The following is a 12414-nucleotide window of genomic DNA, read 5'->3' as shown; positions in this document are numbered from 1 at the left end:
TAGAAAATGACACTTCAGGAGGTGAGCAGACTGGCCCAAAAAGGGGAAGGTTTACATATTGAATTCAAAAAGAAGGCAGCACATCCTGAAAAGATTGTTAGAGAAATCATCGCTTTGGCCAATACGGAAGGCGGTTACCTACTTATAGGGGTAGATGATGACAAAACGGTCAGTGGACAGCGGTACATCGATGAAGATGTATATGTGCTGGACAAAGCCATAAAAGAATTGATCCGCCCGATGGTGGACTTTGAGAAATGGGTGATCCCTATCAATGAGAAAAAAGGTGTAGCCGTATATCACTTTGAAAAAAGTCCCAAAAGACCCCATTATCTTTATGACCAAGGCAAAAAAAGGTCATTCGTGAGGGTAGAAGACCGCACTGTTCAGGCCAGCAGGGAAGTTTGGGAAATTCTTCGTCGAAGCAAAAAGGAAAAGGACATTATCTTTAGCTATGGCGATAAAGAAACCAAACTGATGCAGGCCCTCAATGAAAAAACTTCGATTACGCTAAAGGAATATTCTAAAATCGCCAGATTACCGAAGTTCATTGCTTCCAAAACCTTGGTAAGATTGGTTTTAGCCAATGTACTCAGGGTGATTCCGCAGGAGCAGGAAGACTTATTTACACTCAAACATCTTTCTTGATTTGATCCAAGGCCACTTGGATCAAATCATTTTCGAAACCACGGCCAAGCAAATACCGATGGACCTTGACTTTCTTTTTAAATGCGTCATTTTCCTTTACGGCTTGCCATTTCTTTTCCGCCAGATCTAACAAGCTCTCCCAATATTTGTCCCCATCAATTTCCCGCATCCCAAGCCGGATACAGTTTGGCGAAAGCTTATGTTGCTTTAGCCCTTGCTCAATTTTGATCTTTCCCCATTTTTTGAGGTTGAATTTTCCTCGAACGTAGGATTGGGCAAAGCGCTCTTCATTGATAAAATTTTCAGTAATCATGGCCGAAATCAGTTCCTCCACTTCATCGCTGTATAATCCATAATCATACAGTTTGTCCCTGACTTCCTGCTGGCTCCTTTCTTGATATGCGCAAAAAGCAGCAATCTTCACCTTGGCTTGTCCAGGTGTCAGTGTTTTTTTCTGCTGCTCATTGGAATAATCTTTTCTTAGGAAGGACATTTTATGTAATTTTAGCATCTAAATTTCTTCTCCTGTCCATCAAAAATCAGGAAAAGACTTTTTCTCATCAAATATATTAAACCTAACCTAAATTATCATGCGCAAAAAAATCGTCGCCGGTAACTGGAAAATGAATGGAACGCAGGAAGAGGGCCAAAAGCTTACTTCTGAAATTGTCAATATGGTACAAGACGAAAGAATCAGTGACGTAACGGTCGTTTTGAACCCTCCTTTTATCCATGCTTCCAATGTGAAAAAATTGATCGGTGGAGTGGATAATATTTTCCTTGGCGGACAAAACTGCTCGGATAAGGAATCTGGCGCCTATACAGGCGAAACCTCTGCTAAAATCCTTGCTTCATTCGGTGCCAAGTATGTGATTCTTGGACATAGCGAACGCAGAGAATATTTCAAGGAAAGCAACGAGGAACTTACTGCAAAGGTAAAGCAAGCCTTGGCCAATGACCTGACGCCTATCTTTTGCTGCGGTGAACCATTGGAAATCAGAGAAGCTGGAACCCATGAAGACTATGTCAAAGAGCAATTGACAGCTAGCCTTTTTGGTCTAAGTGAAGAAGATTTCTCCAAGTTGGTGATCGCTTATGAACCTATCTGGGCCATCGGAACTGGTAAAACAGCCTCCTCCGACCAAGCTCAGGAAATGCACGCAGCCATCAGAGCGCACTTGGCCTCAAAATATGGAAAAGCCGCTGAAGAGACTTCTATCCTTTATGGTGGCAGCTGTAAGCCGGACAATGCTCAGGAGATCTTCTCCAAAGCTGATGTAGATGGTGGACTGATCGGCGGCGCTTCGCTCAAATCAAGAGACTTCGTAGACATTATCAAATCATTCTAATAATTCAGCACTCCCGCCTTTTCAGCGGGAGTGCTTTCTTGCTATTGCTAAAACAAGCCTTTTACTTTTCAATTAAATCATGGAATACCTGGAGTTCAAAATAACCTGCAATCAAGATTTTACAGAAATCCTCATCGCTGAATTGGCAGAAGTTGGTTTTGATTCATTTTTGGAAACTGATGATGGGGTAGAAGCTTATATTCAGGAAGATATTTTTGACCGGGAAGCCTATGATCAAGTCATTCTCCAATACCATGAAGCCGCAGAAATCTCAGTGGTTGAAGGTAAAATGCCCAAGGTAAACTGGAATGAAGAATGGGAAAAGCATTATGATCCGATTTCCATTGGCAAAGAAGTTTATGTCCGTGCGTCATTCCATGCCACTAAAGAGGATGTCAAATATGACATCCTGATCAATCCCAAAATGTCTTTTGGTACAGGGCACCATGCCACCACCTATCTAATGCTTTCCCATCAACTGGAAGTATCCCATGAAGGCAAAAGCATGATCGATATAGGCTCAGGCACGGGAATATTGGCGATTATGGCCTATAAGCTGGGAGCAAACCATATCGAAGCCTTTGATATCGACAATTGGTGCGTGGAAAATGGCAACGAGAACTTTGAGCTAAACGGCATGAATAAGGTCAAAATGGGACATGGCACCATCCGCGAGGTCAACCCAAAAGGTCCATTTGACATTGTCATGGCCAATATCAATAAAAACGTATTGCTGGACGAAATGGAGATTTATGTTTCCCTAATGAAACCAGATGCAAATCTCTTTCTAAGCGGCTTTTATGAGCATGACATCCCTGACTTACAATACCGCGCTGAATCACTAGGCTTAAGGCTAAAAGGACAAAAAGTAAAAGACAACTGGGCCGCTATTGTGTTTGAAAGGGGTTAAAAACTTTACTTCCTTCACTACCTAAGTGTTGGTGGTAAAATAAATAGGAGCCTCAACTATATCTCCTATGATAGGTCTCCAAGATATGTCCAAGTTGCTTCCTGTTATAATTCTTATAGTGTAAATCATGATGAATTTCGATAGGATTATCACAATCTAAAGGCATTATATGTAGCGTAAGGCATCTCTTCTTTCCTCCATATATTTCAAAATAAACATATTTGATATTTGACCATCTATATAGCTTTGCATCTATTAAAATTCCTAACTGACTAATTTTCATAATCACTTTTTTTGATAATGCTTTCCTAAAAAAATAGATAGCGAAACCAGCAAATATAAATACAGGACTAAGCCTTAATATATTACTCATTGATAATATATTTATTGATTCAATAAAATTCATTAGTTGTAATAATAGATAAATAAGGAAAATAAAGCCAAGTATAGAATATCCTAGTTTACTGTTCTTAACTTCAATAATTTCGGGAAACTTTTCTTCAACGTCTTTTTTTCTTTCATGCAAAACAGCTGGATAATACCAAGATCCTGATAACAAGCTTAAATTTTTTTCCATAATATAAATCCCAGCTTCTTTATTGATTCTCCCTTCCTCTATTAAGGCAGGGATATCATTGGAAATGGGATCGTCATAAGCATTATAAAAGTTGTAGAAAAGGTTCATAATATTCTCTCTCTTTTTATATAGATACCTTAGCATTAATAGCCCAGATAAATTCCGTATAAAAACAAGGATGGCTAATGGAATGTTGGGAGATTCTAGTTCAATTGGTGGATAGTGATAACCTACATAGGTATCAATAACTCTGATATCGATTAAAAAAAGGATAATAATTATTATCATTAGAAAAATGAAAACAAGATTTTCTCTATAGAATCTGAGAATTTTTTCCATTCAAAAAGCTTTTACCTAAATTTTAATTTCAAATCTTTTAATTACACAAAAAGACAATGATCCAACCTGTGTTGACCAACCTTGATGGTAAGCAGCTCTTTATTTATCTGTGGACTTACTTTTATATTAAAGCTCTCACTCAAACCATAATCTCCAGTCCGCTATCCGTCAAATGGGTCTGGTAAACCTCTAGATCCCCGCAACTCCCTCCGGATTTGAGTTGGCCGGTTTTCATATCAAAACGATAGGAATGGAGCGCACAGATTACTTCACCATAACCATTGATATGGCCGTCCTTTAGCGGTGCTCCCCGATGAGGACAAAGTTGCTCAAAAGCATAAACCTCCTCACCTTTACGCACCACACAAAGCTTCTTGGCACCCAGCTGGGTTACTTTTATATTTCCCTCTGGCAGCATTTCAAATACTTCCTCCTTGGTACTACCTAATGTGAATTTCCCCATAAACCTAATTGTATGATTTTGGCATTTCGATTACACCATTGATGTAAAAAGTACCAAAGTTCTTCAAATATAAAAATGGTACGTGTTGATTTTTGTAAATTAGGAGAAGAATAAAGAAAAAATGCCATGAAAAAGATAATCTTATTGCCCCTGTTGATTTTTAGCATCGGTGTTTTCGCCCAAGAATTAGAAGGAGCCTGGAAACTTACCCACCTCAATGGTATTCCCGTAAAGGATCAAGAATGCATCAAAATTTATCAAGATGGCTATTTTGCTTTCGGGAATAAGAAAATGGATACCAACCACTTTTTGGGTGCAGGAGGAGGACTATATACTTTGGAAGACTCTACCAGCTATACCGAAACTTTTGATTTCTATACCAGCAATCCCAATAAAATTGGTGCCTCTACACAGTACAACTTAGACTTCTTAGATGAAAAGCTCATACTTTCCTATATGAAAAAAGGTGAAAATGTCATTGAAATTTGGGAAAAGGTCTCTGACCGCGACGATGATCTCAATGGCACTTGGGTAATTACTGGTAGAAAAAGAGGAGACGAAATCAGCACCATGACACCCGGGGCCAGAAGAACCGTAAAAATCCTAGGCGGTGGAAGATTCCAATGGATTGCCTTCAACTCCAAAACCAAGGAGTTCAGTGGTACCGGAGGAGGCAATTATACTGCCCAAAATGGCAAGTACACCGAATACATCACCTTTTTCAGTAGGGACGATAGTAGAGTAGGGGCTTCCCTCGGCTTTGACTATGAAGTAAAAGACGGTGCATGGCATCATAGTGGTTTGAGCTCTAAGGGAGATCCCATCTACGAAATCTGGTCTAGTTACCGAAAAGCATACCTTGAAAAAATAAAAGAGACAGAGGATTAAAGCTACACACATTCAAACACATGGATGTAAAGGCCCTTTCTAATTCTTTTAAAGATGAAATATTAAACCGAACTCTTTTGCCAGGCTTTGAAGAAGGCTCCATGGCTTAGTTCGCGTTATCGGAATTCAGTACATTTCATCAATGGAAATACGAAGCATCCATAAAGTCCCATTATCGCAAATACTTCTGAATAAAAGTTCAATAAACCTCTAAAAACACACATTGTTTGGTTACTTGTAACATTATGGACTTTTATTCAGTCTTCCTTACTCCTTTGACTCTTTCATCCTGGGCTTGAGCTCCACTGGTTTCTTGGCCGTCTTCTTCCGCATCCGCATGTTGACCAGCTCCACAGCCAAAGAGAAGAACACTGCAAAATAAATATAGCCTTTGGGCACCTCTACGTGGAAACCTTCCACCAAAAGCATTACCCCAATAAGAATCAAAAAGCTCAATGCCAAAACCTGCAAGGTGGGGTGTTCATTGATAAATCGGCTGATCTTTCCAGCAAAAGCCATCATGATCATTAAAGAAATAACCACCGCAATGATCATGATGATCACATGGTCCACCAAACCCACAGCCGTCAAAATACTGTCAAAGGAGAATATCATGTCCAAAAGAATAATCTGAACCAACACACTTCCAAAAGAAGCTCCAGATTTGGCTTTTACTTCTTCTACTTCCCCTTCCATCTTATGGTGGATTTCCATGGTGGACTTGAACAGCAAAAACAGTCCTCCACCAGCCAATATCAGGTCTCGGCCGCTAAAACCATGATTAAAAACAGTAAACAATGGCTCCGTAAACTGGATAATATAGGAAATCCCCAAAAGCAGTCCTACCCTAAAAAACATGGCCAAGAGTAAGCCTAAATTTCTGGCTTTTGGCTGTTGATTTTCAGGAAGCTTATTGGAGACAATCGAAATAAAAATGATATTATCCACACCCAGGACAATTTCCAAAAATGTCAATGTCAATAGGGCAATCCAGGTTTCACTCTGCAAAAATATTTCCATGCTGTAACAGGTTGATTTTTACCTGAATTTAACAAAGCTTTTCTGTACTCAACCTTCACTGGAAATAATTTTTTACTTTTGGGAACCTGAAAGGGCATTTCACCCTTTTTGGGCTATATACCTTTAAAAATCATGATAGCAGAAAAAAATAAAGTAGTCAGTGTAGCTTATGAGCTGCACATTGATGATGGAGAAAATGGCAAAGAATTCAAGGAAAAAGTAAGCAAAGAACAAGCTTTTCCTTTTCTATTTGGAGCTGGAAACACATTGCCCGCTTTGGAGGAAGCCATAGCAGGCAAGAGCGTAGGAGACACCTTTGAAGTATTTATTGATTATGAAAATGCCTATGGAGACTATGACGAAAGTAAGGTAACCATTATCCCTAAATCCAATTTCAAGGAAGATGGCAAGAAGAACAAAGACATGCTAAAAGTAGGTCGGGTGATCCCTATGCAGGACGAAGAGGGCAACCAACTTAGGGGGGAAATCCTTAAAGTGGACTACAAAGGTGTCCATATGGATTTCAATTCTCCTTTAGCTGGATACGACCTCTACTTTAAAGGTGAAATTGTCGATATCCGAGAGGCTGAACAAGAAGAAATAGACCATGGTCATGTTCATGGACCAGGTGGACATCACCATCATTAAGAAACTATAGGCTGTCTCAAAAGTCCTCGTCATTACTTCTCCGCCTTGCTTCGTTTGTCATACAGACATGAAGGAGAAGAATCTTATCATACGTTCAGTGAGAGCGCATAGAGATCACTTAATTTGTGATGACCGATTTAATATTTTGAGACAGCTTATTTTTTGTCTATTGCAAGCCCAGTTGATTGGCCTCTTTCTTCACTACTCTTTTCAGATACCGCAAAATAAAGAAGGAAGCAATACAAATGATAAACATCCCCAGTAATACCAAACCAGCTACAAAGGCTTCTTCAGCACTGACGTAATGGGGATCATCAGCCATTTTCAAGAAAGAATTCATCATTTCCTGACCATTGAACGCCATGATGCTCAACCAAAGAAACAGACCGCCAAACATCGCTGACGCAACCTGTAAAATGGTTACAATGATACTGGAAAGTTCATAGGCGGGATCTTTCATAATTCAAATAATTTGTGGATGTTAAAACTTAAAGATCTTTCTTTACATTCCATTAAATACTGACAAACAGCAATTTACCTGTTAAACACGACTTATTAACGAAGAGCAAATACTAAAATTTTGCTTAAAATGAAATTTTAGCGTATATACTACTCTATTTTTAACGAATCGACCTCAAGAGGGTTCTTCCACAAGGGTCGGGTTGTTGCATCACCTGCAGACTCTTCTCCCAAATACTTCACACGCGGCTTACCGTTAATGACCTTCCTTAACGCCCCTATCAACCCCAGGGAGGGATTGGTTGAAAAGAAAGTGACGCCTCCATTTGTATTGACATTCTTCAACATAGTATTGTAACTGCTAAAGTCATGGAAATAGCTTAAATCCTTCATTATCATAATGGTATTAAGGTTATTCTTCATGGCATTCCTTTCATATGCATGAGCCGGATTCGCATTCATGATCGCTTCCTTGAAGACTTGCTCACTGGGCATCTCACTTACTTCAAACTCCTGAAGTTCCAACATTCTTTCCTCCATCTGGACCAACAAATTCTCTGTGTTATTCTCATCAATTTGGATGGTTTTAGGTAAATAAGTCAAATGCACAAAAATCAACTGGTCTCCCTCCTTTGTCTTGATCTCAAACTCACCCATATCATTGGTAGAGACCCTTTCAATAGAACTGCTGATCCTCACCACTGGGATAGGCTTGCCCGTTTGGGCATCCACGACCTTACCCTTGACCAAAAGCTCATCATCTTGGGCATAAATTGAAGATGTAAGGGAAACAAAAAATAGTATTAAAGTAAATATTTTGATCATGTTGATGAATTAAAAACCTAAGCGCAAGCTAGGGCATAATCACCAGTAAAATCTTGATTTAAATTTCTTTAACACACTGATTAACAATATTTAATAAACCCACAACCTTACACTAAGCCCCAAGAAAACCTTTCAGGTTGCGCTTATTTCCAAATCATTACAAACGAAAAATGCTACCTCCATCAGGAAATAGCATTGCTTTATTCACATTTCTCTCTTTTCTCAACCTTGGTTTTTCATCGCATGGTCTACCGCCCTTGCAGCAAAAACCATATAAGTCAATGAAGGGTTTTGCGTACTGGTTGAGGTCATACAGGCTCCATCGGTCACATACACATTTGGACATGCGTGTAACTGATTGTGTTTGTTCACCAGAGAGGTTTTGGGGTCATGGCCCATGCGCACCCCACCCATTTCATGGATGTCAAGTCCTGGTCTTCTTCCATCATCCCAAGTGCGGATATTGGTAAAGCCAGCCGCATCAAACATCTCTGCCATCTGCTCTTGGTAATCTTTAAGCATATCCTCATCATTTTGATCGTAATCCACGTTGATCTTGATCAGGGGCATTCCCCACTCGTCTTTTTGATCCGAATCCAAAGCCACATAATTGCTTTCCTTGGGAATCGTTTCACCCATCATGTGCGAACCTACTTTCCAGGGACCATAAGATGGATTCATCATATTATTTACCAAATCACTGCCTATGCCATCATAATTAACTTCTTTGCTTCTGCTTCCATACAAGCCGGCCGCATACCCTCTTAGGAAGTTGGTTTCCTGCTTGTACACGTTTCTGAATCGAGGCATATAACCACTTGTTGGGCGCTTTCCTTCTGTGGTAAACTCCCTTAGTCCATCATATTCTGCCGAAATTCCTCCCCGGTAATTATGAAAGGCCACGTATTTACCCATTAAGCCATTGTCATTGCCCAATCCATTGGGAAACCTTTTGGAAGTAGAATTGAGCAAGATCATATTGGTATTCAAAGCACTGGCGTTTACAAAAATGATCGGCGCATAGTATTCCGTCATTTCTTTGGTATTGGCATCTATGACCCTAACGCCCGTTGCTTTTTCCTTCTCATCATCATAGATAATGGAATGAACCACCGCATCATTCTGCATGGTCAAATTCCCTGTCCTGGCTGCCCAAGGCAAAGTAGCAGAGTTACTGCTAAAATAGCTCCCAAAAGGACATCCTCTCTGGCACAATGTCCGATGCTGGCAAATCCCTCTGCCTTGCTTGGCATAATACTCCGCATTACCCGTAATGTGGGCACAACGCCCACTGATCACATGCCTGCCTGGATATTTTTCATTCATTTGTTGCTTAAAATATTCTTCGGCCGCTGTAAGCTCAATTCCGGGCAGAAACTCCCCGTCGGGTAAATTATCAATCCCGTCATAAAATCCTGATACCCCTACAAACTTCTCCACATAGCTGTACCATGGTTCCAGCTCTTTGTACCTGATCGGCCAGTCCACCGCAAAACCATCCCTGGCAGGCCCTTCAAAGTCAAAATCACTCCATCGCTGCACCTGTCTGGCCCAAAGCAATGATTTCCCTCCTGTTTGATACCCTCGAATCCAATCAAACGGTTTCTCTTGGATATAGGGATGGTCTGTGTCTTTCACAAAAAAGTGGGCTGCATCTTCCCGATAGGCATAACACCTACTTATGGCCGGATTCTCTCTGACAACATCCTCAGGAATCTGACCGCGATGCTTAAATTCCCAAGGCATCATATTGGTAGTGGGGTAATCCTTGTTGTGCTCTACCTTTCTACCTCTTTCCAGTACCAAGGTTTTTACTCCTTTGTCACATAATTCTTTCGCCGCAAATCCACCACTCATCCCAGAGCCGATCACAATGGCTCCATATGTATTTTCTTTTACGCTATTGATATTCAGATTAGCCATTGATATTCACTTTTTCTCCTGCTACTATTTTTTTGCTACCCTTAAAATTTGGGCCCGGCACAAGATGATAAGGCATCAACTCGGTCATTACATATTCAGAGGCCATATAACCTTGCAGGGTATACCGTTTGGTGGTATTCAGAAAGTACTGGTACTGCTCCAAGTCTTCATCCCCTCCAGCTTCCTTGCCCACAATGGCCAACAGGGTTTCTTCAGCTTTTGGCTTATCCATCTTGGCAAACCTTTTACCAAAACTAGCTTTAACATACTCGTCAAAACCTTTCAGTCCATTGACAAATCTGGTCTGGTCTTCTTCACCAAGGCAGTCATTGGCCATCACCAACACGAAATCATGTACCCCCAGCTCTGCTGCTCCCTTCAAGTCCGTTTTAGGAATGAAGGTATCCACCAAAAGTTTCAGCATCTCTTGCTGGCCTTCTGTAATCTGGAGCTCATCATAGGCGGCCAGGATTTTTTCCTCGCTGAAATCACATCCTGGAATCAGCGCCAATCCTCCCGTCAAAAGAGCCATTTGTTTCAAGGCTAATCTTCTATCCATAAATTTATAGGTTTTCACTGGGGGCTAGATGTTTTTTTCTGAAAAGATAAAACGGTTTAGCGAAATTTTCAATCAATAAGCATATTAAATAAAAAAAGCCGGAAAGCCAATTGGCTTCCCGGCAGCGAACTAAATCAAAAAAATTATTTTATATGGTAGGTCTTTTTACCATAATGTTTCTTACCAAACATGTCCGTAGCTTCGACTTCAATGGTATGAACTCCCTTTTCCTCTTTGGCATTGATTCCTGCCCTCCAAAGGTGGGTGCTTTTTACTGGATTGGAGGGTCTCCTACCATCCAAAAGCTGTTCTGTGGTGTCCCATTGATAAACATCCAACATATAGCTTGGATCATACTCTTCCAGGTATGTCATTTCTTTCCAAGGGCCATTGTCAATTCTGTACCTTACTTGATCTTCAGAAGTGCCCATGAAAAAGTTCACAAAAATCCCTGCGGAAGTTCTTTTGTCTTTTTCCAACACCTTCGGTGCAAAAATCTCCATTTGGTAATCCTCAGCTTGATCTACCACTTTGTAACGGATTTCATATTGATTTCCTGTAAAATCTATAAAGGCATAACCTTTGGGTGTTCCATCTCTCATGGTTGACTTAGGAATCCCTTTCTCATTTAATGTGCCGGAGTACCAATCGCCAGAGGTGGTTCCCACATTATAGTGGTGATGGGGATGATTCTGGTTCCAACCATCTTTCTCAAAGAAAAAGTCCTGCTTCTGCAAATGGGTGTGCGCAGATAAGGATAATGTGTAAGGAAAGTCACTTAACAACTCAAACAGCTGTTCCCGATCTTCATCTACAAATGGGTCTCCATCTGGTTCACTCAGTGGAATGTGAAAAGCCAGTACAATCAGGTGATCATTGGGCACATGCTTCAAATCATTTTTAACAAATGTCAACTGATCATCTCTAAATCCACCCCAATAGCTCTTGCCATCCCTAGGATCTGGGTAGAGAATATCATCCAATACGATAAAGTGAACCTTTCCATGGTTAAAAGCATAATTGGCAGGGCCAAAATGTGCCTCAAAGGTTTCATCAGCCAAATGGTCTTCTTTCACATCAAAGTTAAGGTCATGGTTTCCCAATACATTGTACCAAGGCACCCCCACTTTGGCGGTGGCATCAATATATGGCTTGAAAAGGCTGAGATCATTTCCCACCAAATCTCCCAAGGAAAGGCCAAAATCAATTCCTTCAATTCCGGTCACTTCTGACACCACTCCATTGTCAAAGTGATTGACTTCCTCAATGGTGTAGGGCTGAGGGTCCCCAAAGATCAAAGCCGTAAAGTTGGACTTGTCGGCTAATGGGATCAATCCAAAATCAACCTTTTTGGGCAGCTTGCCAGTCGGGGCTACACCAGCAAATTCTGTCTCTGGAGAACCTGCGGGTTTATGGATGTAAAAATACTGGGGCAAGTTTTTGTCATTCACAGGCACCTGATAACCAGAAGGCTTGATCACAAAAATGATCTGATCATCTGTCACAGGTAATTCATAACGACCCTTTTCATCCGTTAAGGTGACTTCTACTCCATTGGAGACCGCCACTTGGGCAATGCCCTTTTCGCGGCCTTCTTTTTTCCCATTACCGTTCAGGTCTTCATAAACCGTTCCCTTGGCAGTTTCCTGAGCCATGGCAGTCCATGCTGTAGCCAAAAGCAAACCTGATAAAAGCAGTTTTTTCATTTTACTTGGTTGGTTTTATATGTAAAATACACTTCTCAATTAAGTTTGATAAATATGTCCAAAAATCCATCCAGCAGTTCTTTAAGTTCTGCTGGATGGA

At 40.7% G+C, this 12414-nt stretch carries 14 protein-coding genes; 5 read left to right on the top strand and 9 right to left on the bottom strand.

Annotated elements, in window-relative coordinates:
* Positions 1-6 precede the first annotated feature (6 nt).
* Positions 7-648: an AlbA family DNA-binding domain-containing protein gene (locus tag IFO69_RS19980; RefSeq protein WP_192011920.1), complete on the top strand. Its 642-nt coding sequence runs from the start codon at positions 7-9 to the stop codon at positions 646-648.
* Here the strand turns inward: IFO69_RS19980 and IFO69_RS19975 are convergent.
* Positions 632-1141, bottom strand: coding sequence for a regulatory protein RecX (locus tag IFO69_RS19975; protein ID WP_192011919.1), 510 nt, complete (start codon positions 1139-1141; stop codon positions 632-634). The two genes, IFO69_RS19980 and IFO69_RS19975, sit on opposite strands and share 17 nt — an antisense overlap.
* A gap of 97 nt (positions 1142-1238) precedes the next feature.
* Here IFO69_RS19975 and tpiA point away from each other — a divergent pair, with 97 nt between their 5' ends.
* Both tpiA and prmA read left to right on the top strand, forming a co-directional pair.
* Positions 1239-1997: a triose-phosphate isomerase gene (gene tpiA / locus IFO69_RS19970; protein ID WP_192011918.1), complete on the top strand. Its 759-nt coding sequence runs from the start codon at positions 1239-1241 to the stop codon at positions 1995-1997.
* Between the two features lie 79 nt (positions 1998-2076).
* Positions 2077-2907: a 50S ribosomal protein L11 methyltransferase gene (prmA, locus tag IFO69_RS19965; protein WP_192011917.1), complete on the top strand. Its 831-nt coding sequence runs from the start codon at positions 2077-2079 to the stop codon at positions 2905-2907.
* 52 nt (positions 2908-2959) lie between these two features.
* On the opposite strand, the gene IFO69_RS19960 is transcribed toward prmA, so the two are convergent.
* A complete protein-coding gene (locus IFO69_RS19960) occupies positions 2960-3823 on the bottom strand; it encodes a hypothetical protein (protein ID WP_192011916.1) in 864 nt (287 codons plus the stop codon).
* Positions 3824-3962: 139 nt separating this feature from the next.
* Positions 3963-4286 carry a Rieske (2Fe-2S) protein gene (locus tag IFO69_RS19955; RefSeq protein ID WP_192011915.1) on the bottom strand — a complete coding sequence of 108 codons (324 nt, stop codon included), beginning with the start codon at positions 4284-4286 and terminating at the stop codon, positions 3963-3965.
* A 126-nt stretch (positions 4287-4412) separates the two neighbouring features.
* Here IFO69_RS19955 and IFO69_RS19950 point away from each other — a divergent pair, with 126 nt between their 5' ends.
* Positions 4413-5174 carry a hypothetical protein gene (locus IFO69_RS19950; RefSeq protein WP_192011914.1) on the top strand — a complete coding sequence of 254 codons (762 nt, stop codon included), beginning with the start codon at positions 4413-4415 and terminating at the stop codon, positions 5172-5174.
* Positions 5175-5441: 267 nt separating this feature from the next.
* Here the strand turns inward: IFO69_RS19950 and IFO69_RS19945 are convergent, their stop codons facing one another.
* Positions 5442-6194, bottom strand: a complete 753-nt coding sequence (locus IFO69_RS19945; protein WP_192011913.1) for a TerC family protein — start codon at positions 6192-6194, stop codon at positions 5442-5444.
* 132 nt (positions 6195-6326) lie between these two features.
* Between IFO69_RS19945 and IFO69_RS19940 the strand changes: the two genes are divergently transcribed.
* On the top strand, positions 6327-6842 hold the full coding sequence (locus IFO69_RS19940; RefSeq protein WP_192011912.1) for an FKBP-type peptidyl-prolyl cis-trans isomerase: 516 nt from the start codon (positions 6327-6329) through the stop codon (positions 6840-6842).
* 166 nt (positions 6843-7008) lie between these two features.
* On the opposite strand, the gene IFO69_RS19935 is transcribed toward IFO69_RS19940, so the two are convergent.
* The 5 genes from IFO69_RS19935 to IFO69_RS19915 all read right to left on the bottom strand — a co-directional run bounded on the left by IFO69_RS19935 (position 7009) and on the right by IFO69_RS19915 (position 12314).
* On the bottom strand, positions 7009-7302 hold the full coding sequence (locus IFO69_RS19935; protein WP_192011911.1) for a hypothetical protein: 294 nt from the start codon (positions 7300-7302) through the stop codon (positions 7009-7011).
* A 149-nt stretch (positions 7303-7451) separates the two neighbouring features.
* On the bottom strand, positions 7452-8126 hold the full coding sequence (locus IFO69_RS19930; RefSeq protein ID WP_192011910.1) for a carboxypeptidase-like regulatory domain-containing protein: 675 nt from the start codon (positions 8124-8126) through the stop codon (positions 7452-7454).
* A 222-nt stretch (positions 8127-8348) separates the two neighbouring features.
* Positions 8349-10049, bottom strand: a complete 1701-nt coding sequence (locus IFO69_RS19925) for a GMC oxidoreductase (protein WP_192011909.1) — start codon at positions 10047-10049, stop codon at positions 8349-8351.
* Positions 10042-10608, bottom strand: coding sequence for a gluconate 2-dehydrogenase subunit 3 family protein (locus IFO69_RS19920; protein ID WP_192011908.1), 567 nt, complete (start codon positions 10606-10608; stop codon positions 10042-10044). Before IFO69_RS19920 ends, IFO69_RS19925 begins: the two co-directional genes overlap by 8 nt.
* Positions 10609-10751: 143 nt before the next feature.
* The gene (locus IFO69_RS19915; RefSeq protein WP_192011907.1) at positions 10752-12314 is read right to left on the bottom strand and encodes a calcineurin-like phosphoesterase C-terminal domain-containing protein; all 1563 of its coding nucleotides are present in this window, start codon (positions 12312-12314) and stop codon (positions 10752-10754) included.
* Positions 12315-12414 lie beyond the last annotated feature (100 nt).

Origin of the sequence: Echinicola arenosa, from assembly GCF_014841125.1 — a bacterium.
GTDB lineage: Bacteria > Bacteroidota > Bacteroidia > Cytophagales > Cyclobacteriaceae > Echinicola > Echinicola arenosa.
This window is presented reverse-complemented; position numbering and strand designations above follow the sequence as displayed.

Bases quoted from the DNA above. Each gene is read 5' to 3' on its own strand.
- IFO69_RS19980 (WP_192011920.1), top strand. From the start codon at position 7: ATGACACTTCAGGAGGTGAGCAGACTGGCCCAAAAAGGGGAAGGTTTA.
- IFO69_RS19975 (WP_192011919.1), bottom strand. From the start codon at position 1,141: ATGTCCTTCCTAAGAAAAGATTATTCCAATGAGCAGCAGAAAAAAACA.
- tpiA (WP_192011918.1), top strand. From the start codon at position 1,239: ATGCGCAAAAAAATCGTCGCCGGTAACTGGAAAATGAATGGAACGCAG.
- prmA (WP_192011917.1), top strand. From the start codon at position 2,077: ATGGAATACCTGGAGTTCAAAATAACCTGCAATCAAGATTTTACAGAA.
- IFO69_RS19960 (WP_192011916.1), bottom strand. From the start codon at position 3,823: ATGGAAAAAATTCTCAGATTCTATAGAGAAAATCTTGTTTTCATTTTT.
- IFO69_RS19955 (WP_192011915.1), bottom strand. From the start codon at position 4,286: ATGGGGAAATTCACATTAGGTAGTACCAAGGAGGAAGTATTTGAAATG.
- IFO69_RS19950 (WP_192011914.1), top strand. From the start codon at position 4,413: ATGAAAAAGATAATCTTATTGCCCCTGTTGATTTTTAGCATCGGTGTT.
- IFO69_RS19945 (WP_192011913.1), bottom strand. From the start codon at position 6,194: ATGGAAATATTTTTGCAGAGTGAAACCTGGATTGCCCTATTGACATTG.
- IFO69_RS19940 (WP_192011912.1), top strand. From the start codon at position 6,327: ATGATAGCAGAAAAAAATAAAGTAGTCAGTGTAGCTTATGAGCTGCAC.
- IFO69_RS19935 (WP_192011911.1), bottom strand. From the start codon at position 7,302: ATGAAAGATCCCGCCTATGAACTTTCCAGTATCATTGTAACCATTTTA.
- IFO69_RS19930 (WP_192011910.1), bottom strand. From the start codon at position 8,126: ATGATCAAAATATTTACTTTAATACTATTTTTTGTTTCCCTTACATCT.
- IFO69_RS19925 (WP_192011909.1), bottom strand. From the start codon at position 10,049: ATGGCTAATCTGAATATCAATAGCGTAAAAGAAAATACATATGGAGCC.
- IFO69_RS19920 (WP_192011908.1), bottom strand. From the start codon at position 10,608: ATGGATAGAAGATTAGCCTTGAAACAAATGGCTCTTTTGACGGGAGGA.
- IFO69_RS19915 (WP_192011907.1), bottom strand. From the start codon at position 12,314: ATGAAAAAACTGCTTTTATCAGGTTTGCTTTTGGCTACAGCATGGACT.